Origin of the sequence: Apilactobacillus intestinapis, assembly GCF_049166695.1 — a bacterium.
Taxonomy (GTDB): Bacteria; Bacillota; Bacilli; order Lactobacillales; family Lactobacillaceae; genus Apilactobacillus; species Apilactobacillus kunkeei_C.
This window is the reverse complement of the sequence record NZ_JBMHFD010000002.1, coordinates 23,253-45,433: the sequence shown is the minus strand read 5'-3', so window position 1 is coordinate 45,433 and position 22,181 is coordinate 23,253. Positions and strand designations below refer to the sequence as shown.

The window sequence follows — 22,181 nt, the reverse complement described above, 5'->3', positions numbered from 1 at the left end:
AAATTTTTGAAAATATAGTTTTAACTATTAAATTTTTTATTTACTAATTTGATCATCGTACTTAGCTAAATTGTATTGCTTAATCAATGCAATTAAGTTCTTTGCGTAGTTAGGATCGGTTGCGTAACCATTCTTTTGTAGCATCTTAGCTTGTTGTTCATAGCTCATAACATTTTTTTGCTTAATGAAGTTAAGTGCTGTCACAGTACTGTGGTTTTCAACCGCATCATAGACGCTTGGGTACTTTCTGAAAGTAGCAGGAATTGAAATCTTCTTCTTGTCACCTTCACGAACAACCTTAACACCCTTAGCTACTGGTGTATCGTTACTTACGTATTCATCAGTGTAGTATTGAATTGATTTTCCCTTGTATGTTCCCTTCACACCGAAGATGTTGTATGCCTTCTTGTATAGTTCTGATTGACCCCAGTTAGATTCTTGGATAGCTTGGGCAATCACAACACTTGGTAACACAACGTGTTGTTTGTTCCATACTTGAACGGCTGGTTTAGCGATTGTTTCGGCAAACTCATGACGCTTCTTAGCAGCTTGTTCTTGTGCTTCTTCAATTCTTTGTTGATCAGATTTTTGAATTTGATTTTCTCGGATTGTACTGTGCACTTGCTTTGCAACCTTATATCCACCAAATAATACAATCACAATTACAACTAACCAGACAATCTTCTTAGTTAAACTCATTTTCTTTTTTCTCATCATTTATCCTTCTTTTTTATATCGACAACACGATATTTTATTTCGTCATTCTCATCAACTGCGGCATATAATATGGAAGTTTTTTCTTCATTAAAGTAACCTAGGTTGACAACTGGCTGACCATCGATTGTCTCAACGTCTTCAAAGGCATTCATCATAAACCTTCTTAAATAGCGCATCTTAGCGATGTTTTCAGAAGCTGTCTCATTGGCAGCTGTAAGGGTGAATCCCTTATCTAAGTAATGCTTAATTAATGTTACTTTATTTAAGTTTTCCATATTAAAAACGCGAGATCTACTCTTATCGTCTCTAATTGAGGTAATGTAACCTTTTTGTTCCCAGTAACGAAGTTGACGTGTTGACACGTCCATCATCTTGCTGACTTCCCCGATTTTAAAAATTAGACGATTAAGGTCTATTTTTTCGGGAAATAATTTCTTTAAGCCCGACATTTCAACGGTTCCTTTCGTGTAATCTACATAATAAATTTACCACAAATTTGGAACCCTTTCATTACTTTAATTGGGTACAGTAAATATTAAACACTAAAATTATAAAGATTACATTAAAATTGCAAAGTTTTAATTAATTTGAAACTACTTTGTTACATTCTTGAAATATTAATCCCTTATCATATGAAATATATTGAGATAGAGAAAAAACGAGAGAGATTTTTTATAAGAGAGAGGATTTTGAGAGATGAAAAAAATGATTACTAAAATTGCTATAACCGCAGCCGCGTTTACTTCACTACTATTTGCAGGTGCCGCTGCAAGTAACAACAACACAGCCCACGCTGATACTAATACCCAATTTACTTCAGTATACAGTGTTGCTAAGTCAAAATTAGGTGACCGTTACGTTTACGGTTCAGAAGGTTCACGTACTTTTGATTGTTCTGGTTTTACAAAATACATATACAGACACGGTCTAGGTGTTAATTTACCTAGAACTGCGCAACAACAATACCACTACTCTAAAAAAGTTGGTAAGAAGCAACTTCAAAAAGGTGATCTAGTATTCATTGGTTCATCAAAGAATAGCATTTACCACGTTGGTATGTACATCGGTGGAGGCAAAATGATTGATGCTCAAAACCGTGGTGTTATCCGTGAAAGCATCCATGCTCCATGGTGGCACGTAGTAGCTTACGGTCGAGTAGCTTAATTTCATCTCTTAAAATCCAAAAAAGACGATTACAAAATGTAATCGTCTTTTTTTATATTCTTTTATTGAACGTTGTAATCTGTAATCTTAACTTGATCGTCGCTTACTTTCATCTTAGTAAGACTGCCATTAGCTGGGCGTTCAGTGACGTCGTATTTACCTTCACCAAAACGTTCAACCAAACTCAATACCGCGTTTCCGTGACTAATTAATAGGACGTTATCGCCATCGTGGATGTTCTTATCATTTCTGATTAGGTCTAATCCTTGGTCCCAACGTTTCCAGTATTCTTCGTTGCTTTCAGCTTGGTGGAAAGGATCGGATTCCTTTAAGAAGTCCTTAGCTTTACCGATTGAATACTTGGTAACAATGTCTTTGAATGTTGGCAAACCATGAGGTGCTCCAGCAACGTACCAGGTTTGATCCATATCATTTCCTTCGTAGTATCCGTAGAATTCTTCTCTTAGGTATTTAGAAATGGTTGGTTCTTTGACTGAATCGGCCTTGTTACCATCTAAGATGATCTTTGCGGTATGCATGGCTCTGGTGGTGTCACTGCAATAAGCTGCCGCAAAATGGGTATTGGCTAGCTTATCAGCAGTCTTTTTTGCACCCGTAATTCCTTTATCGGTCAAAGGTGAATTACTCCACCCTTGCAAACGATTGTAAATGTTAAAGTATGTTTGTCCGTGACGGACAACGTATAGATTAAATGTGATAACATTCATCCCCTTTTTTAACTGGTAATAATAGAATATCACTAATAAAAAAAGTTAGACAATATTCTGCCTAACTTAATTCAGTATTATAGTATTTAGACGCAATCTTATGGTAGCGTAATTTATCTAGCGTCTTATAAATTATCATTTGTAGTTCGTGTAGTTTAATGATAGTGTAGGAACTCAATTGGACTAAGATTAATCTTTCAGTACGATTGATAATCTCTTGGTTACTAGTCAAAGCTAGCAAGTCACTATGGACCATCTCTGGCATGAATTCAATTATTTGTCCATCACTTAACTGAACATTTAATTTTTTAGTATTACCTTTTAGCAATGCCGTCATCCTCCTACTGATTTAACTTTATTTTACAACATTTGCATAATTTTGCAACTATATATGGTGATAGATATTTTTTATTTCGCCACATATTGTGGTGATGTTTTTATGACACGAAAAAAACATGCCTTTTTGACTTCGGTCTGTTAATATTAAGTATGAATTATATCAAAGGAGCTCTTCATTTTGAAAGCGATAAATTATCTGCGCTCTAAAATGTCCACTAGGTTTGGATTCTTCATTCTACTAGTTGTTTTATTTTGGGCTAAAACTATATACGCATATTTCACTGATTTCCAATTAGGACTTGCAAATCCGTTTGAATACTTCATAGCATTCATCAATCCAATCGCAACTACCATGCTTTTGTTTGGACTTGCAATGTACATTAAATCAAGTCGATTATTTTACCCTATTATCCTATTGATCGATGGGTTAAACACTTTACTACTATATTTAAACGTTATTTATTACCGTGAATTTACCGACTTCATGACAGTAAGTACCATGACCGGTTACTCAAAGGTTAACCAAGGACTTAGCGGATCATCACTTGCACTTACCATGCCACATGATGTCTTCTACTGGTTAGATATCGTTTTAGTATTACTTCTACTATTATTTAAAGTAATTCGCATCGATAACAAGAAGTTTGGTGGTAAGGGCGCATTCGCCATTACTTCGGTTGCCGTGTTAATATTCACCGCCAACCTATCATTTGGTGAAATGGCCAGACCACAACTTCTAACTAGAACTTTCGACCGTACATACATCGTTAAGTATCTTGGCGTTGATTCATTTACAGTCTATGACGCCATCTCCACTCAACACACTAAGGACTTGCGTGCAATGGCTACCAAGTCAGAAATGAATGACGTGCGAAAGTTCATCAACAAGCATTACGCCGCCCCTGAAAAATCGATGTTTGGATTAGCCAAGGGTAGAAACGTAATTATCATTCACTTGGAAAGTTTCCAACAATTCCTAATCGATAAGAAGGTCAACGGCCAAGAAGTCACTCCATTCTTGAACAGTCTCTACCATAGTAAGTCGACAATTGCCTTTTCTAACTTCTTCCACCAAGTGGGACAAGGAAAGACATCCGACGCTGAAAACATGCTAGAAACCAGCACCTATGGATTACCTCAAGGTTCAATGTTTACCCAATTCGGAAGTGACAACGTCTTCCAAGCAGCTCCTGCTATTTTGAAACAAGATAAGGGATACACTTCGGCAGTATTCCACGGAAACGTTGCTAGTTTCTGGAACAGAAACAATGTTTACAAGAACATGGGTTACCAATACTTCTTCGACGAAAGCTACTACGATACTTCCGGCGATAAAGCACTTGGTTACGGTTTGAAGGATAAGCTATTATTCAGAGATTCCGTTAAGTACCTTGAAAGATTACAACAACCTTTCTACGCCAAGTACATCACTGTTACTAACCACTTCCCTTACTCAATCGATAGCGAAGACAGTAACTTTAAGACTACTAACACCGGTGATACCAAGGTTGATAACTACTTCAAGACTGCTCATTACCTAGATCAAGCCATCCAAGAATTCTACGCATACCTACAAAAATCAGGGTTGTTGAAGAATTCAATCATCATGCTATATGGTGACCACTATGGTATTTCTAACTCAGAAAACCTAAGCCTTGCTAGAGCATTGGGTAAGAACCCTAATGACTGGACTGACTTTGATAACGCACAACTACAACGTGTTCCATTGATGTTTAACATCCCTGGCATGAAGCATGGTTACATCGACAAAACCTACGGTGGTGAAATCGACGTCTTACCTACTCTACTTCACCTATTGGGTGTCAACACCAAGCAATACATTCAATTTGGAACCGACTTATTCTCCAAGAAACATGACACTGTCGTTGCATTTAGAAACCGTGATTGGGTAAGTACTAAGTACACATCCATCAGTGGTACTATTTACAGCAACAAGACCGGTAAGGTAATTCACCCTACCCCTCATCAAAGAAAAGTCTTCAATAAGATGCAAGCTCGTGTTAACACTGAGTTATCATTCTCTGATGAATTGAACGAACAAAACTTACTTCGTTTCTACACCCCTAGCGGATTCACTCCGGTAAATCCTAAGGATTACAATTACCAAGATGGTTTCCAAAAGGAACTTGGGGCTGAAACAGAATTGGGTAAGAAATCTACTAGTTTGTATGACAAGCTAAAGAAGAAATCCACTCAATCCCTATACAAGACCGATGCACCAGAATTAAACCATTCGGGTGGATCATCTCGAATCTCCAAGAACAACAACGAAGATAACTAAAAGAAAACGACCAATTGAAAGATTGGTCGTTTTTTATTTGCTTTAAACTAACTTAAAGGTAAAATGATTATAATTGGATTAAGAGATAGAGAAAAAGTGAGTTGAAATAATGAAACAATTTAAAAATAAAACCGTCGAATTGATTTATAGTCTGTTTATTATTTTTATCGCCGTCGCATCCGTTGTGATGGTCGGTCTAGACTACTTCGGCGTTATCAACATCTATCATGGTATTCTAGGCAACATCTACTATGGTATCTGGATCTTTTACATTATTGATTACATATCCGGCTTTCTATTGGCCAAAAACCACAAGCAATTCTTATTAGAAACATCGTTGGACTTAATTTCATTAATTCCAGCCCATCCGATCTTCGTGGTATTTCGTCTATACCGTGTGATTAGAATCGTCCGTCACTACAACCTATTTTGGAAGTTTGGTTGGGACGGAAAAGTGACCGGTGGAATCCACCGTTTCATTTACGACACTGGTTTTATCTACCTATTTTCAATCAGTATCGTGATTTTAATCTTCAGTGCTTTGATTTATTCACACTTCGAACAACATGATTTATCCACCTCATTATGGTGGGCAATTACAACCGCCACTACCGTTGGTTATGGTGATATTTCGCCGCAAACCGCTGGTGGAAAGCTAATTGCCGCATTCCTAATGTTCGGTGGAATTGGTTTTATTGGTTTGTTGACCTCTACGATTACCGACTTCTTCACCCATGGTGATAAGGACGAAACAGACGATAAAATCGATCAATTAACCAAACAAATTCAAGCTTTAACTAAGGAAGTTCAAAGCCTTGAAAAGACGGTCAAAAAAAACAGCACCCCATCAAAGGACGCTAAGAAAAAATAGTTTTTTATGATAATTGAGTACTGTGAATTGGTGCTCGATTGCCTGGGTATAGGTCGTTCATAATCGCATTGATTGTGATTGGAACTTCACCGAATCCAGTCGCGATGATAGTTTGTTTACCATCGTATTTGGCTTGGTCACCCACGGCGTAAATGTTCTTGATATTAGTTTGAAGATTGCCATCAACCTTTGTGGCATGGTGGTCTTCTTCGATATCTACATTCCAGCCTTGCATGTCTTTATTGTTAGAAATGAAACCGTAATTTACTAGAATCTTATCAACATCAATATCGATGAATTCATCATCTGTCTTCATCTTCTTAGCGTGGACTCTAACTTGGTTATTGTCCACGTTTTCTAATGACTTAATTAAGTAAGGAGTCACTAATTTAACGCTTGATTGCTTCAATAGGTTAACGGTGTGTTCTAGCCCTCTAAACTCGTTTCGACGATGCAATAAGTAGACTTCATCGGCAATATCTTCTAGCATTAGTGCTTGATCGATTGCTGAATCACCACCACCTGCGACTAAAACTTTTTTATTTTTAAAGGCATCTAAGTCCGAAGCGGTGTATACTAGTTGTTGGTCTGAGATTGTTTCGACACCATCAGCGCTTAGTTTACGTGGGTTAAATGCCCCGTTACCAACCGCAATAATGATGGCTTTAGTTTTGGTAATTCCCTTATTTGTGGTAACCTTAAAAACGTCGTCAATTTTTTCAACGTTGACTACTGTTTGATTCAACTTAATGTCACCATCCATGGTGGCAAGTTGTTTCTTCAAGTTAGCCACTAAATCACGACCTGAAATCGCAGGATAGGCTGGGATATCTAGAATCGTTTTTTCTGGATATAATGCATTTACTTGTCCCCCTAGTTCTGAAAGACTTTCGATGATTTGAAATTTGGCGGTACGTAGTCCGGCATAAAAACCGGCAAACATTCCAACGGGACCTCCTCCAATTATCGTAATATCATAGATTTCATCTGACATTTTATTTTAACTCCTTTTATTTTGGTGTTATTTAATATATTATGTATCTTATAATTATACTTTAGCAAAGGAAGAACAATTATGCACAGCAAACGCAGAAAAATTATCATTGGGATTGTTTTGATTATTGAAGCAATTGCCCTATTCATCACTACCTCATGGATTTTTAGAGGTCGTGTCCTAAATGATGTGAAGGTAGACAAGACAAGAACTGCAACTATCTTCATCCCCGGTTATGGTGGTAACGCCGTTTCAACCGATGACTTCATTAATCAATTCAACGATCATGGCATTGCTAAGCGTGCTCTTCGTATTCATATTTCTAGCAATGGTAAGGTTACTACCATGAAGAAATATGTCAAGAAGATTTCAGCTGACAACCCATTAGTTCAATTAATCTTTGAAGACAACACTCACCCAATCAAAGAAGCTAAACAAATGAAGAATGTGATGACTTACCTATACAAGACTTACCACATTAAATCAGTTAACTTCTTAGGACATTCATCAGGTGGTCAAATCGCCTACGAATATATGGTTAGAAACCCTAACCAAAAGGAAGCTCCTAAGATTAACAAGTTCGTAAGTATCGCCAACGACTACCCTGCTGGTGATAAACGTGCTAAGAACTTACCACGTAACTTAAAGATTTTTAACATCGCAGGAGAAATCTACAACGTTGGTACTGATGGTGAAGAAGCCGTGGATATCGTTAAACCAATGGGTAAACTAGTTAAGCCTTACGTTAAGAGCTACACATTCTACCTATACCGTGGAGATCCAATTTCTGCTGAACATTCAATGTTGCACGAAAACCCAACATTGGATAAAACAATTGCTGAATTCCTATTTAGAAACTAGCAACCAAAATCTCGATTTCGTTTAGAAGTCGAGATTTTTTTATTAACAAATTTCTCATTTTCGTTAAATTTGTTCGTATTTATATGTCATTTCCTTAAAAACTTCTTAGTATCCCCTTTTATTTTGGATGGAAAGCCCATATAATTAAAGTTAATGAAAAATGTTCACGGGCAAAGATCCGTGAGGGGAATTAATATTGGGAGGGTTTTTCATTATGGCAAAGCAAAAAATTATCTTAGACGTTGATACAGGTGTCGATGACGCAATGGCTATCGCCTATGCTGTCGCTGCCCCTAACGCCGATTTAGTAGGTGTTGTGAACTCATACGGAAACGTATTGGTAGAACAAGCCGCTAAGAACTCACTAGAAATTCTAGACCTATTAGGTGCTACTGACGTACCAGTATTTGAAGGTGAACCACATTCACTAGAAACTGACAGTTTCGAAGTAATGGAAGTTTCAGCTCATATTCATGGTGTTAACGGTGTTGGTGAAGTTGAATTACCAGCAAGTAGCCGCCAAGTGGAAGAACAATCAGGTGTCGACTTCATCATCGAAGCCGCTCACAAGTACGGTAAGGATTTAACAATCATCCCTACTGGTCCACTTACCAACCTAGCCTTAGCATTACGTAAGGACCCATCAATTGCCGATTTAATCGGTAACGTTACTCTAATGGGTGGTGCTTTGACTGTTCCTGGTAATGTTTCTGATGCTGCCGAAGCAAACATCAACCAAGATGCTACTGCTGCCAACGAAGTATTCAGAAGCCCACTACACGATACTATGGTTGGTCTAGACGTTACATTAAGAACTCTTCTAACTAAAAAAGAAACTCAACAATGGCGTGACTTAGGCACTGTTGCAGGTGAAAAATTCGCTGATATCGTTGACTACTACATCGATATTTACGCTGAAATGTACCCACACCTAGGTGGTTGTTCACTACACGACCCATTAGCCGTTGGTGTTGCTTGTGACCCAAGCTTCGTTAAAACATTGGACCTAGACCTATTGGTTCACACTGGTGAATTAAACTACGGACGTACTACCGGTGATACTGCTCACCTAGACGATCCAAATCCTACTGCTAGTGTTGCTATCCAAGTAGATGAAAAGCGTTACCTAAAGACATTTATGGAATACTTGAACTACTTATTCGCAAACAACAAGTAAACAAAAAGGACTTAAACTTCTCGTTTAAGTCCTTTTTTATTTATTCATTAAAGTATTTGTGTAGAAATACCGCTACCCCATCGTCATCGTGGTCGACGGTAACATCTGTGGCAATCTCCTTGATTTCATCAGAGGCATTGCCCATCGCAACACCGACATTGGCAGCTTCAATCATTTCGTAATCATTTTCCGCATCACCAAATGCCATCAGGTTGGAAAAATCCAATCCTAAGTGCTTTAACAAAATATTTAAACAGTAAGCCTTACTCATGTTTAATGGCAAAAATTCCATGATTTTGGGCTGAGAACGGACGATTTTATAATGGTCAGTAATTTCTGCTGGAAAATTAGCACGTGCATTATCCAATGCCGCAATTTGTTCTGACATGATGGCCTTACTGTATGGTTTGTTCTCTAATTCCTTGAAATCAATTGGAACGAATTCAAGTGGTGAATTCAAGACTTCCTTATAGGTTGATTTAACCAAATCGGTTAATTCGTAGACCTTTTCAAAGTCTAGAATGTCCAATGGTAAGTCGTTATCAAATGCGTATTGATGAATTAAGGAAAAATCTGCTAGGGTTAGTCCCTTTTGGTTTAGCACCTTTTGATCGTGATTTCGAATCACCATGCCACCATTGAATGTGATGGTGTAATCATTTGCCTCGGTTAGACCAAGTTGTTTTACATATGGCCAGACCGCATTAATCGGGCGACCGGTACATAGGACAACGGCGATTCCCTTTTTATGTAATTTTTGTAGTGTTGAAACATTTTCATCACTAATTTCTTTGGCTGAATTCAATAGTGTATTGTCTAGATCCAGCGCAATCATTTTTATCATAATGTGACTCCTTTTGAGTGAATAAAAAAACGACATTACAAAGTAATGCCGTCACTCTAAAATATTAAGCTTCCAACTGTGATTCTAATTCTTTTAGTTCAGTTTCACGAATGGAACGGGGTAAGAAACGACGAATTTCTTCCTCATTGTACCCAACTTCCAAACGTTTGTCATCAAACACAATAGGACGTTTGATAAGGTCTGGATACTTGACAACTAAATCTACCAAGTCTGATAGTGACAAGCTATCAAAATCGATGTTTAGCTTTTTGAAAATTTTGGATCTTGTTGAAATGATGTCTTCGCTCCCATTTTCAGTAAGACGTAAGATTTGTTTTACTTCGTCCGCATTCAATGGGTTAGAATTGATATTTCTTTCGCGGAAAGCAATATCGTGGCCCTTTAACCAGGCTCTAGCTTTACGACTGGATGCACTACTTGGTGCTACGTAAAGATTCAACATTTATATCACCCCTTAATCGCTTAATTTTTATAAAAACAATTATGGTTAGGTTAGTAGTACTTACTAAATGTAAATACAATTAACTGTAATCATCTTAACATACCTATAAGATAAATCAATTTAAATTTTTATTAAGAAAAGGTAAATGTTAATCAAATCTTAATTTTTCATTTTTAAAAAAGTGATAAAATATACACAACAAAAGAAACGGAAGAATCATGATAATTCAATACGGGGGTGGCACGATGAAAATAAATCTTTTAGAGACAAGTGATACACACGGCTTTTTGTTCCCCACTAACTATGTGAACTTAAAGGACGATAAACCCTTTGGGGTGCTTCGTTGCGCTACAGCAATCAAGGATCTTAGAACCAAGCTGGATAACGTCGTAGCCATCGATAACGGGGATTTCTTGCAAGGATCAGCATTGGCATACTATATTGCTGAAATCAAAAAACAATCCGCACCAAAACAAATTAACGACGTCTTTAATGCCGTTGATTACGATTTTGGAGTATTAGGAAATCATGAGTTTAATTACGGATTATCATACCTACACAACACCATAAATGAGTGTAATCGCCATTTTATTTGTGCCAATATTATTGATCAAGACGGTAATCACCCATTTGGTAATCCATATGAAATTAAAGATATTAATGGTGTAAAGGTCGGATTCTTGGGTCTAACCACTCAAGGTACCACTAAGTGGGAAAAGAACTCCCATTTAGCCGGTTTAACCTTCCTTTCTGCCAAGGACACCGCCGCCAAATACATCCCTGAAATGAGCGAAAAAACCGATTTAAACGTCATCGTTTATCACGGCGGAATAGAACGTGATGAAGAAGGTGTCCCAACCGAAGTCTTAAATGGTGAAAACGAAACATACGATATCCTAGCACATGTTGACGGTGTCGATGCCATTATCACCGGTCACCAACACAGAAAGATTGCTGGTCACCTATTGGGCGTCCCAATCATTCAACCAGGTCATCGTGGTCAATACGTTGGACACATCGAATTAGATGTTCAACAAGATGACAATGGTAAATATTTTGTGCAATCCAGTGAAGTCGAATTAATTCCAACTAAGAAGTACCAAGTTGATCATGAAATCGCCAATAAGTTGGATGACATCCAAGAACAAATCAACAAGTGGTTAGATGAACCAATGGCTCATATCGAAGGATCAATGGACTTTGATAACGCCTTTGAAGCCCGTTTAAACAAGACCAGTTTCATCCAGTTCATTCAAAATATTCAGATGCAAACTATGGGAGTAGACATTTCGGCAACCGCCCTATTTAATGATGAAGCTCACGGTTTTGAAAATCCGATTACAATGAGAAATATCATCACTAACTACGTTTACCCTAACAGTCTATCCGTGCTTAAGATTACTGGTGCCGAATTAAAGGCCGCCATGGAAACTAGCGCCAAGTACTTTGACTACCAAAACGGTAAGATTGGTGTAAACCATGACTACATTTTCCCTAAGCTAAAGCATTACAACTACGATATGTATGAAGGTGTCGACTACGTGATTAACGTCGCTAAACCAGTTGGTCACCGTATCGAAGATTTGACCTACCATGGCAAACCAATCGATGACGACGCCGAATTAAAAATCGTGTTAAACATCTATCGTGCCGTCGGTGGTGGAAACTACCAAATGTTTTCTCAAGACAAGATTATCAAGTCAGATGATCGAATGATGAGTCAATTAATCGCTGATTACTTAAGAGAACACAAGACCATTGAAGCTGAAAACAATCATAACTTTAAGGTCATCTACAGACCATAAAAAAAGAGTTCCAAAACTTCATGTTTTGGGACTCTTTTTAGTTTAACAATAATAGCATTAAGCTTCTTTAACTGTATTATGATTGCGTTTCTTATTCTTACCAACGTATTGAACAGCTTTTAGTTCACGAATGGTAGTAACCTTAATCTTACCTGGATAAGTCAATTCATCTTGAATTTGATCCTTAACGTGCTTAGTTAATAACTTACTGTTATCATCATTTAACATTTCAGGATTTACAATAATTCTAATTTCACGTCCAGCTTGGATGGCATAGCTATCGCGAACACCCTTGTGTTGGTTAGCAATGTTTTCTAGGTTACGTAGACGACTGACGTATTCTTCAATTGATTCACTTCTAGCTCCTGGACGAGCACCAGAAATGGCGTCGGCGGTGGCAACCAGAATAGCGATTGGATCAGTTGGTTCAACGTCACCGTGGTGAGAAGCAATTGAATTAACAACGACTTCGTTTTCACCAAAGGCCTCAGTTAGTTTGACCCCTAATTCAACGTGGGTTCCACCAACTTCGTGGTCAATGGCTTTACCAATATCGTGAAGTAATCCAGCACGTTTTGCCAATTGGGTATTCAAACCTAATTCGGCAGCCAAGGCACCGGTCAATTGAGCAGTTTCAATTGAGTGGTATAAAACGTTTTGACCATAACTAGTTCTAAACTTCAATTTACCAATAATCTTCATCAAGTCAGGATGAACACGTCCAACGTGGAGTGAGTGAACAACTGTTTCACCGGTTTCACGTAAAGCCGCGTTAACCTTTTGAGTAGTGGTATTAACCAGATACTCGATGTTGCTGTTGGTAAAGTGACGAGAAATGATCAGACTTTCAATAGTTGTACGAGCAATTTCTCTTCTAATTGGATCATGAGTAACAATGTGAAGTAGTAATGGGTAGTCTTCATCAAAGATTAAATCAGTTCCAGTTAGTGTTTGTAGTAGACGAACATGTTGTTCGTCCTTACCAATTAACTTGGATTTGATGTCGCTACTTGGCAAGGCAATGTTTCTTTCAATGTGACTTCTAGGTTCATCCCTAGGGCCTCTTTGAATAGCTTCAATTACTAGGTCATTAGCAATCTTGTTAGCGGCAACCTTGCTTTCGGACAAGTTGTACTTAACTTCGATGTCTTTTTCACGACGAAGAGCGTTTTCGGTATGATTCAACACAGCATGACGAGCATAGTTCTTATCGATATGACTGATTGATTGAAGTGTCAATTCACGTTGTTGCCAAATGTCTTCGGCTTGGTGCATGACGTCATCGATATCATCTTGGACCTTAGCTTGTTCATCGCTGCGTTCATTTAAATCATTAGTATATTTAGTTAATCGGTTCTTCATTTGTTCCAAGTACTTTTCGTGTTGGTTCAAACGGTTTTCACGGGTGATATTTTCTTCTTTTTGAGACTCGATTTCATCGTCTGCAATCTTTTGGTATTGCATGATGTCTTCTTTGTCATCAGCAATGATTTGCTTAGCCTTTACGGCAGTCTCATCGGCGGTCTTTTGTAAATGTTGTGCAGCCTTACTTTTGGCAGCGTCAACTTGACCCTTGATGCGCATATCACTAACCCAAAAACCTAATAAAGCACCAGCGATTAAAAATACTAATGCGGCTAGTTCAATCAAAAAGCGTCCTCCTTTCTGATTATTTTTATTTATTTTTTTAACGAATATTAAACGTATTGTTTGATGGTGTTATTACACACTATCTATAATAACATTTAACCCCCTATTTGATACACTGAAAGTTTTTAAAATTACGAAAAAGGCGCTAGATTCAACATCTAACGCCTTTAATATTATTTAAAATATTTGTTCAAAAATCCCTTAATTGTATCAACATACAACTTTGGATTAGTTTGATAAGAAGCAGCATGGGCTGCATTTTTCACAACAAGTAGTTGTTTTGGTCCCTTGCTAGCCTTGTATAGTGGGTAAACCATGCGAGTTGGTACGAACTTATCGTTGGCCCCATGAATGAATAGCATTGGACGGTGATTCTTCTTCACTTGGTTTAGTGATGAAGCTTCGTACATGCTGTATCCGGCTCTAATGTGGGTAATTCCACTTAGGATTGGAACCAATGGCCAACGTGGGAATGCTGGCATGTTGTAAAGTTGACCAGCTTCGTAGTTAATTTCATCGGAAACACTGGTGTAACCACAGTCTTCAATAAATGCTTTAACTTGGTGTGGCACGTCTTTTTCACCGGATACCATCATGGTAGTAGCTCCCCCCATGCTGACACCAAACATCACGATTTCAGTCTTTGGTCCTTGGTACTTGATGACTTTTTTCATCCATTTAATGTAGTCGAGACGATCTGGCCAACCGTAACCAACGTAATTACCCTCGCTTTGGCCTTGGCCCCTATCATCGGGAGTTAAAACGTTGTAACCCATTTGATGGAAGATGTAGGCATAAGGAGCCATCTTTTCCTTACTACCCATGTAGCCGTGGGCAATCACCACGGTCTTGTTAGTCTTCTTCTCTGCTGGAATGTAGTTAGCCACCAGCTTTAAGTTTCCGGTCGCAGACTTCTGGGTCCAGTGAATCTTTTTAACGTTGTAGTACCACTTGGTACCTGGATATAGTGGTGAATTCTTCTTAATTTTATCGTTACTTAAAAAGGTCTTGTGCGAAGGAACCACGGCGACGTTGTAAAAATACATCCCCGCACCCACAAAACCAACTACCGTCAATACGATTAAAGTAATCACGGTCGCTAGTAAGATTTTGGTTTTCTTTTTCAAGATAGTGCTCTCCATTTCAGTATTTAATAATTCGAGTATAGAGTTTCAATAAATAAAAAGCAACTACCCGCCAATTTGACGCATTTTCGGTTATAATATGCGTAGAGGTGTTGTAAATGTTTCCGATTCGATTAAGAGCTCTTCGTAAAGGGCAACATATCAGTATGAACCAACTTGCAAACAATCTAAACGAAAGATTTCCAGAAGATGAACACAAAAATACCCCTTCACAAATTGGTAATTGGGAACGTGGGATTCGTTCACCTTCTTATGTCGAAATCAAAAAACTGGCATTGTACTTCAACGTCAGCATGGATTATTTGACAGGAAGAACTTCTGTTGAACATTTCAATCTAGGTAGCGTCTTGATGGAGAAAAATGAACTAACCTTTGGTAACCACACTTTGGATCAACAAGATCGATACGAAGTATACCAACTTATCAATGGTTATCTTCATGGCAAGGACCGTCAATACTTAGAAGACGGTGAACAACCAGAAGCATACCAAGAAGAACTTAATTTAAATTTTGATGATTATAAAATGTAAAAAACTCCAGAATATTTTCTGGAGTTTTTTTCGTAATTGTACATAGCACTCATTTTTTGTTTTTTAGTCGATGAAAGATATGGGGTCTGCCAACATATGCCCATGTCATCAATAAGAAATAACCTAACCAAAACACAATAAATGCGACGGCGCGGAACCAATAGTATTGCCATAAATCCATATCTTTCACCTCATTTGTTTTAGATTACTTTTCGTTCGTATGGTTCAGTACTAATTTGTTCGTCCAAAATAGTCTTGCACCATTCCTTTGCTGAGAATAATGAATGATCACGGTAGTTACCACAGCTTTCTGCAGTAGTACCTTGGACATCTTCCCATTCGATGTCATCTCTGATTGCTCGTAGTGAGTCCTTTAATGCTAACGCTACCTTATCGTTTCCAGGGTTACCCCAGGTGATTAAATGAAAACCAGTACGACAACCGAATGGTGAACAGTCGATAACACCGTCTAAACGGTCACGTAATAGTCCTGCAAGTAAATGTTCAATGGTATGTAATCCTGCAGTTGGGATTGCTTCTTCATTTGGTTGAACTAGACGTAAATCAAAGTTAGCGATTGTGTCACCGTTTGGTCCATGTTCTTCTGTGATTAAACGCACGTAAGGTGCCTTTACTGCTGTGTGATCTAATGTAAAACTTTCTACCTTTGTTTCTACTTTTGCCATAATAATCTTCCTTTCAAAAACGAATTAGTATTTAAATGCTGGTAAAGATACGCCCTTGTATTCCTTTTCGATTAGGTCGTATACCGCTTTAGAATGGTATGCGTTAACCACCTCCTTATAGGTCTTGTTGTTGTCTTCTGAAGTCTTAGTTACCAAGATGTTAATCCATGGCTTGTTGTATGAATCGTTGATGTTTGGTGCGATTGCAAAAATTGAATCCTTAGATGGGTTCAAGTGGTTTGCTTGAACGAAGTTTGAATTGGTAATACCAGCTGCGAAGTTAGGTAATAACTTGATGATGGCTGCTGGGTCAACTTCAATAATTTGTAACTTCTTAGGGTTACTTGTGATATCGGATACTGTTGGTGAGTAACCTTTAGCTGGATTAGTCTTGATTAAGCCGGCCTTTTCTAATACCTTCAATGCTCTACCAGCGTTAGTTGGGTTGTTTGGAATGGCAATCTTGTCGCCTTCCTTTAGATCCTTAACGTTCTTAATCTTCTTTGAATAGATGTTCAAAGGTTGGATATAAGTGTTACCAATTGCGGTAAGCTTGTAGTTCTTTTGACTTACTTCTTGATGTAGGAATGCATAGTGTTGGAAAGAGTTAATATCAATTTGACCACTATTGGTTGCTTGGTTTAACGCTTCACCGTCACTGAATACTTTTACGTCAGCGTAGATGTGTTTACTTGCTAATTCCTTGTTGACTTGTTTCCAGATTGGCACATCGTTACTACCAATAATTCCGACGGTGACAACCTTTTTGCCCTTGGCGCTTTCGCCTGACTTGTTGTGACCAGATACGATAATGAAACCTAATACAACGACTAGAATCGCTACTAAGATAGCTGATAAACTAGCGACTTTCTTTTTATTATGACTACTTTTTTGACTCATATAAAACGCTCCTTTAGCGGGTTAATAGTTCCGCAATTAATGTTCCAATTACTTGGACAATTGTGACTAAGATTAGTAGTACGATGATGCAGGCCATCGTTACATCGAATTGGTTTTGTTGGTATCCATATTGAATGGCGAAGTTTCCTAAGCCCCCTCCACCAACAACGCCGACGATGGCGGTTAGTCCGATTAGACTAACGATTGTGGTAGTAGTCATTCTAGTGATACTAATGATACCTTCATGTAGATAGATTGACTTCACAATTTGGAAGTTGCTTAAGCCGATTGCCTTACCGGTTTCAATTAAACCAGGATCAATTTCGTTTAACGCTGATTCAATCTGACGGGCAAAGAATGGTGTAATTCCGACAACCAATGGGAAGATGGTCCCGGTTACCCCGATGGCAGTTCCAGAAATCAATGTAGTTAGTGGAATTAACGCAACAATTAGAATGATGAATGGAATACTTCTAAATAAATTGATTAATTTATCGAAGATATTAAAGATGATGAAGTTGGGCTTAATTCCATCGTGCTTGGTGACTACCAAGATGACTGCGATGACCAAACTGATAATTAATGAAATTATTCCGGATAAAATCACCATTTCAATCGTTTCGACAATCGATTGGGTGAATTCAGGCCAGTTCGTTCCAACGTTTGGAAAAAGACTATTCAACATCGTTAATCACCTCCACTTCAATTCCAATGTTTAGTTTTAATTCCTTGTAGGCATTTTCGATATCTTCCTCGTTTCCTTCAACGGAGATAATCAATCCACCGATGAGCTTGCCTTGGATTAATTTGATATCACCTAACAAGATGCTGATGTCGACGTTGTACTTTCTAGATACCAATGAAATAACTGGATCAATCGTATTTTCATTGTTGTAAGTCACCCGAATTAAGCGGTGACCTTCAGGTAAACCTAGCGCTTGGTACAATCCCTTTGAAACGTTTAAGTTGGTGGTTGTCTTAACGAAACGTTTTGTAATCTCTTCTTTTGGATGAGAGAAAACATCGTAGACATTTCCAGTCTCAACAATCCGACCATTATGTAGAACAGCAACATCTTCGCAGATTTGCTCAATTACTTTCATTTCATGGGTTACCACAACGACTGTGATATTAAGTTTTTGATTTAGTTCTTTTAAGATTTCCAAGATTGAATCCGTCGTTTCTGGATCCAGTGCACTAGTTGCTTCATCACAAAGCAATACCTTCGGGTCATTAATCAACGCTCTAGCAATCGCTACTCTTTGCTTTTGGCCTCCGGAAAGTGAATTTGGATATGCATCCGCTTTGTCGGATAGACCAACCAATGATAGCAGTTCGTCAACCTTAGCTGCCGTTTGCTTCTTTCCGATTTTTTTGTACTTAATCGGTAATGCGACGTTTTCAGCAATCGTTCTTTGGGGCATCAAGTTGAACTGTTGAAAAATCATACTAATTTCACTTCTCAAGTTGATTAATCCCTTTTCGCTCAATTCATTGACCACCGTATCAAGATATTTGATGGATCCTGAAGTTGGTAGTTCCAAACCGTTAATACAACGAATTAACGTCGATTTACCGGCTCCGGAATATCCGATGATACCGAAAATCTTACCTTGTTCAATTTTTAAATTTACACCGGACAAAACCTCGTTTTGTCCTTCATCAGTTTCGAACGTTTTATTGACATTTTCAAAACTGATAATGTCGGTCTTACTCATATCTTCACCTCCTAATAAAAAACGGCATCCTTCGATTAATTAAAATCAAAGGACGCCGTTAGCGTGGTACCACCCAGTTTGGTAATTTTCATTACCCACTCATCGTAAATTACGATTAATTGAATATCGGCAATTGACCGCATCCGTTGCTGGACGATACCTCCTAGACCATCTATAGAAAAATTAACTTACTGCTTTTCACCATCCGCAGCTCTCTATCAAAGTAATTAGTCTACTCTTCTATTCATTGGTATGTTTTGTTTATTATTCGCCCCAGATCTTCTTAGCAGTGTCGACTACTAATCTAATCTTGGACCATTGTTGTTCTTCCGTTAGATGGTTTCCTTCTTCAGTTGAAGCAAATCCACATTGAGTACTTAATGATAAGTGTTTTAAATCTACATATTCGGTAGCTTCGTTTACACGTTGGATTAAGACTTTTTGATCTTCTAGTTCTGGACGTTTGCTGGTAACTAGACCTAAGACAACGTCTTTTCCTTTTGAAACTTCAGCAAGTGGTGCAAAGTCTCCTGAACGGTCATCGTCAAATTCTAGGTAGTATGCTTGAACGTTTTCCTTACCAAATAGTGTTTTGGCAACCGGAGCATAGCCACCTTTTGATGCCCATGTTGATGCGTAGTTACCACGACATACATGAGTGCTGATACGTAAGTCTTCAGGTAAGTCGCGAATGGCTTCGTTGTTGAATTTTAGGTTTAAGTCTAGTAATTGTTGGAGGTTATCAAAACCATCTTTTACTAATGCCCAACCATCTGGATCAGAAAGTAAGCCCCAGGTACAGTCGTCTAACTTAACGTCGCGACAACCAGCATCGTATAAAGCAAGAATTAAATCGTGGTATGCCAAACCTAAATCATGAATTAATGCGTCGGTGTCAGTTCCGTATACCTTTTGTAAGGCGGCGACATTTTCAGGTCCTCTTACTAGTTCTAAGTAACATTGAGCTGGTGATGGAATGCTTTGTCTGGCAATCACTTCATCATTGTCTTCAATCAATGATTGTAAGTACTTGAATGCTAATAAGTCAGGATGATTAGGATTGAACTTAATCTTGCCATCTAATTGAGCTGAGTCATTTCTGGTTTCAACGTCATGGAAGATGTAACCATGTTCTTGTTTGGTATGTTTGATTCCATCAAAACCCCAGAAGGTATCTAAATGCCAGTAGCTACGACGGAATTCACCGTCAGTAACAATCTTTAAACCGTTAGCAATTTCTTTTTTAACTAAATCTTTGATCAACTTGTTTTCAATCTCAGTCAATTCTGCTTTAGTAATCTTTTCGTTGCTGAAGTCTTCTCTTGCTTGCTTTAGTTCCTCTGGTCTTAAGAAACTACCTACGATATCAAAATGTTTTTGCTTAGTTGCTACTTGTGTCATATCAATCACTCCTCTAAAGTTTTAATGAATTTTTTATCAAATAAAAAAATCCGCTCCTAGTATAAATACTAGAAGCGGATTCCGCGGTACCATTCTAATTTGGATGCAGCTTACACTACATCCCTCACTAACGTCTATCAACGTGTGCAATTAATAATGGTTGCCACCCCATCAGCGTTTAAGTATCGACGCTGCCAATTAACGGGCCATCTTCACCTTTGTCGAATCGATCTACTCACAGCTACCGTAGACTTTCTGAACTATCTTCAAGGGTTACTCTCCCGATCTTTTTGTTGTCTGATTTATTTGATTGACTAAATACTAATGCCGTAAATAATAAAAGTCAACACTTTTTATCATATTTTTCTAATTTATTTTTAATTCAACAAGCAAAAAAGACCGCTATCGCGGTCTTTTGAAAGGTATAATATTTTTAATCTTTTGGTAGATTTGGATTATCTAAGTGGTTAATTTGCCCCTTAAACTCATCAGCGTTAACTTCGATATCCTTACTGTGGTCCTTGCCAGTTTCACCGTATGAAACCATGTAATCGGCAGCTTCACCGTGTTCTACGATATCTAGTCCGGCTCTTTCTTCTTCTTCAGTTACACGCATTGGCATTACTAGTTTTAGTAGTGAAATAATAATTGCACAAGCCACTGCAACGAAGATGATTGTTACTAAAGTAGCGATGATTTGAGTTAGGAATAACTTGAAACCACCACCGTAGAATAGACCATTGTCTACAACTGAGCTGTTTACTGCCTTAGTAGCAAATAGACCAGTCATGATACTTCCGACCATTCCTGAAACACCGTGACAACCGAATGCATCAAGTGTGTCATCTGCACCTACTTTAGCCTTTAGCACGTTTACGTAGAAGTAACTTACTAGAGTAGCAACGATACCGATTGCAAAAGCTCCGGCGATAGTTACGAAACCAGCAGCTGGAGTGATACCAACAAGTCCACAAAGTGTACCAGTACAAATACCACCTAATTGTGGCTTACCAACAAAGTGCATATCTAATAGCATCCATACCATCATTGAAGTTGCGGCAGCAACAGTTGATGTCATGGTAGCTTGCATTGCGACATTGTTTACACCTAAAGCTGATCCGGCATTGAAACCATACCAACCAATCCAAAGAATGGTAGTACCTAACAATACCCATGAAAGGTTGTAGTGCTTAGTTTCTTTACCAAAGTTTAGACGCTTACCTAGGTAAATGGATAATACCAACGCAGTAACCCCTGCATTAATATGTACGACAGTTCCACCAGCAAAGTCTAAAGTACCAAGCTTTGCTAAGAATCCAGTTGGTGACCATACCATGTGTACCATTGGGTAGTAAATGATAATTGACCATAGTATTACAAACCATAATAAGAACTTGAAACGAATACGACCAACAATCGCACCAACGAATAGCGCTGGAGTAATAACCGCAAACATCATTTCAAAGATTGAGTAAATGCTTACTGGAATCTTAGTTGGTGTAAGTGATGTAAGATCAATTCCATTCATAAATGGATGGGCTAGGTTTCCAATAAATCCACCTATATCACCTGAGAATGAAAGGCTGTAACCAAATACAACCCAAAGAATAACTGCTAAACCAGTCATAATGAATACTGACATGGTAGTGTTAACAACGTTTTTCTTTGAAACTAGGCCCCCATAGAAGAATGCTAGACCCGGTGTCATAAACAGAACTAAAATACTTGAAATAAAAACAAATCCCGTACTTGCTAAATCCATCAATATCTACCTTCATTTCCTTATAATGTTATATCATGTAACATATTATATCATTAAAATTAAATAAGTACAGGGTTAATTGTCTTTAATTTGAATTTAAATCCAAATTTATGGCACATTATGT

22 protein-coding genes are annotated in these 22,181 nt (G+C 38.1%); 7 read left to right on the top strand and 15 right to left on the bottom strand.

The features are described from left to right. Positions 1 to 36: 36 nt before the first annotated feature. Entirely contained in the window at positions 37 to 714 is a 678-nt protein-coding gene (locus tag ACOMA7_RS02460) for a glycoside hydrolase family 73 protein (protein WP_054607851.1), read from the bottom strand. After that, on the bottom strand, positions 714 to 1,166 hold the full coding sequence (locus ACOMA7_RS02455; protein ID WP_054607850.1) for a MerR family transcriptional regulator: 453 nt from the start codon (positions 1,164 to 1,166) through the stop codon (positions 714 to 716). Before ACOMA7_RS02455 ends, ACOMA7_RS02460 begins: the two co-directional genes overlap by 1 nt. Before the next feature lie 256 nt (positions 1,167 to 1,422). Between ACOMA7_RS02455 and ACOMA7_RS02450 the strand changes: the two genes are divergently transcribed. After that, positions 1,423 to 1,881, top strand: a complete 459-nt coding sequence (locus ACOMA7_RS02450; protein WP_337589037.1) for a C40 family peptidase — start codon at positions 1,423 to 1,425, stop codon at positions 1,879 to 1,881. A gap of 62 nt (positions 1,882 to 1,943) precedes the next feature. Here ACOMA7_RS02450 and ACOMA7_RS02445 read toward each other — a convergent pair whose 3' ends face one another. After that, on the bottom strand, positions 1,944 to 2,609 hold the full coding sequence (locus tag ACOMA7_RS02445) for a histidine phosphatase family protein (protein WP_054607848.1): 666 nt from the start codon (positions 2,607 to 2,609) through the stop codon (positions 1,944 to 1,946). Positions 2,610 to 2,670: 61 nt separating this feature from the next. Continuing rightward, the gene (locus ACOMA7_RS02440; RefSeq protein WP_034530962.1) at positions 2,671 to 2,937 is read right to left on the bottom strand and encodes a hypothetical protein; all 267 of its coding nucleotides are present in this window, start codon (positions 2,935 to 2,937) and stop codon (positions 2,671 to 2,673) included. A 198-nt stretch (positions 2,938 to 3,135) separates the two neighbouring features. Here ACOMA7_RS02440 and ACOMA7_RS02435 point away from each other — a divergent pair, with 198 nt between their 5' ends. Both ACOMA7_RS02435 and ACOMA7_RS02430 read left to right on the top strand, forming a co-directional pair. Continuing rightward, positions 3,136 to 5,250, top strand: coding sequence for an LTA synthase family protein (locus ACOMA7_RS02435; RefSeq protein WP_421391805.1), 2,115 nt, complete (start codon positions 3,136 to 3,138; stop codon positions 5,248 to 5,250). 109 nt (positions 5,251 to 5,359) lie between these two features. Then, the gene (locus tag ACOMA7_RS02430) at positions 5,360 to 6,121 is read left to right on the top strand and encodes an ion channel (protein WP_301945902.1); all 762 of its coding nucleotides are present in this window, start codon (positions 5,360 to 5,362) and stop codon (positions 6,119 to 6,121) included. 4 nt (positions 6,122 to 6,125) lie between these two features. On the opposite strand, the gene ACOMA7_RS02425 is transcribed toward ACOMA7_RS02430, so the two are convergent. Next, positions 6,126 to 7,115: an NAD(P)/FAD-dependent oxidoreductase gene (locus ACOMA7_RS02425; protein ID WP_054607845.1), complete on the bottom strand. Its 990-nt coding sequence runs from the start codon at positions 7,113 to 7,115 to the stop codon at positions 6,126 to 6,128. Positions 7,116 to 7,196: 81 nt separating this feature from the next. Between ACOMA7_RS02425 and ACOMA7_RS02420 the strand changes: the two genes are divergently transcribed. Then, complete coding sequence (locus tag ACOMA7_RS02420; protein ID WP_054605332.1) at positions 7,197 to 7,976, top strand: alpha/beta hydrolase; 780 nt, start codon at positions 7,197 to 7,199, stop codon at positions 7,974 to 7,976. Between the two features lie 214 nt (positions 7,977 to 8,190). Beyond that, on the top strand, positions 8,191 to 9,153 hold the full coding sequence (locus ACOMA7_RS02415) for a nucleoside hydrolase (protein WP_421391712.1): 963 nt from the start codon (positions 8,191 to 8,193) through the stop codon (positions 9,151 to 9,153). 40 nt (positions 9,154 to 9,193) lie between these two features. Here ACOMA7_RS02415 and ACOMA7_RS02410 read toward each other — a convergent pair whose 3' ends face one another. Continuing rightward, positions 9,194 to 9,997: a Cof-type HAD-IIB family hydrolase gene (locus ACOMA7_RS02410; RefSeq protein WP_421391709.1), complete on the bottom strand. Its 804-nt coding sequence runs from the start codon at positions 9,995 to 9,997 to the stop codon at positions 9,194 to 9,196. A 64-nt stretch (positions 9,998 to 10,061) separates the two neighbouring features. Next, on the bottom strand, positions 10,062 to 10,460 hold the full coding sequence (gene spx, locus ACOMA7_RS02405) for a transcriptional regulator Spx (protein ID WP_034534086.1): 399 nt from the start codon (positions 10,458 to 10,460) through the stop codon (positions 10,062 to 10,064). Positions 10,461 to 10,705: 245 nt separating this feature from the next. Here spx and ACOMA7_RS02400 point away from each other — a divergent pair, with 245 nt between their 5' ends. Continuing rightward, positions 10,706 to 12,265 carry a bifunctional metallophosphatase/5'-nucleotidase gene (locus tag ACOMA7_RS02400; protein WP_421391707.1) on the top strand — a complete coding sequence of 520 codons (1,560 nt, stop codon included), beginning with the start codon at positions 10,706 to 10,708 and terminating at the stop codon, positions 12,263 to 12,265. Positions 12,266 to 12,322: 57 nt separating this feature from the next. Here ACOMA7_RS02400 and rny read toward each other — a convergent pair whose 3' ends face one another. Then, the gene (gene rny / locus ACOMA7_RS02395) at positions 12,323 to 13,915 is read right to left on the bottom strand and encodes a ribonuclease Y (protein ID WP_054607842.1); all 1,593 of its coding nucleotides are present in this window, start codon (positions 13,913 to 13,915) and stop codon (positions 12,323 to 12,325) included. A gap of 173 nt (positions 13,916 to 14,088) precedes the next feature. Next, positions 14,089 to 15,042: an alpha/beta hydrolase gene (locus tag ACOMA7_RS02390; protein ID WP_054607841.1), complete on the bottom strand. Its 954-nt coding sequence runs from the start codon at positions 15,040 to 15,042 to the stop codon at positions 14,089 to 14,091. A gap of 116 nt (positions 15,043 to 15,158) precedes the next feature. On the opposite strand from ACOMA7_RS02390, the gene ACOMA7_RS02385 reads away from it, so the two are divergent. After that, complete coding sequence (locus ACOMA7_RS02385; protein ID WP_034530974.1) at positions 15,159 to 15,590, top strand: helix-turn-helix domain-containing protein; 432 nt, start codon at positions 15,159 to 15,161, stop codon at positions 15,588 to 15,590. Between the two features lie 200 nt (positions 15,591 to 15,790). Here ACOMA7_RS02385 and ACOMA7_RS02380 read toward each other — a convergent pair whose 3' ends face one another. The 6 genes from ACOMA7_RS02380 to ACOMA7_RS02355 form a co-directional block, all read right to left on the bottom strand. Next, complete coding sequence (locus ACOMA7_RS02380) at positions 15,791 to 16,276, bottom strand: S-ribosylhomocysteine lyase (protein ID WP_053796214.1); 486 nt, start codon at positions 16,274 to 16,276, stop codon at positions 15,791 to 15,793. 24 nt (positions 16,277 to 16,300) lie between these two features. Continuing rightward, positions 16,301 to 17,176, bottom strand: a complete 876-nt coding sequence (locus ACOMA7_RS02375) for a MetQ/NlpA family ABC transporter substrate-binding protein (protein ID WP_421391702.1) — start codon at positions 17,174 to 17,176, stop codon at positions 16,301 to 16,303. 13 nt (positions 17,177 to 17,189) lie between these two features. Then, complete coding sequence (locus ACOMA7_RS02370; protein ID WP_053791411.1) at positions 17,190 to 17,861, bottom strand: methionine ABC transporter permease; 672 nt, start codon at positions 17,859 to 17,861, stop codon at positions 17,190 to 17,192. Further along, positions 17,851 to 18,894 carry a methionine ABC transporter ATP-binding protein gene (locus tag ACOMA7_RS02365; protein WP_421391698.1) on the bottom strand — a complete coding sequence of 348 codons (1,044 nt, stop codon included), beginning with the start codon at positions 18,892 to 18,894 and terminating at the stop codon, positions 17,851 to 17,853. The genes ACOMA7_RS02370 and ACOMA7_RS02365 overlap by 11 nt, the downstream gene beginning before the upstream one ends. Positions 18,895 to 19,158: 264 nt before the next feature. Continuing rightward, positions 19,159 to 20,295, bottom strand: coding sequence for a 5-methyltetrahydropteroyltriglutamate--homocysteine S-methyltransferase (locus ACOMA7_RS02360; protein WP_421391695.1), 1,137 nt, complete (start codon positions 20,293 to 20,295; stop codon positions 19,159 to 19,161). A gap of 433 nt (positions 20,296 to 20,728) precedes the next feature. Beyond that, positions 20,729 to 22,057, bottom strand: a complete 1,329-nt coding sequence (locus ACOMA7_RS02355) for an ammonium transporter (RefSeq protein WP_034530975.1) — start codon at positions 22,055 to 22,057, stop codon at positions 20,729 to 20,731. Between the last annotated feature and the right edge of the window lie 124 nt (positions 22,058 to 22,181).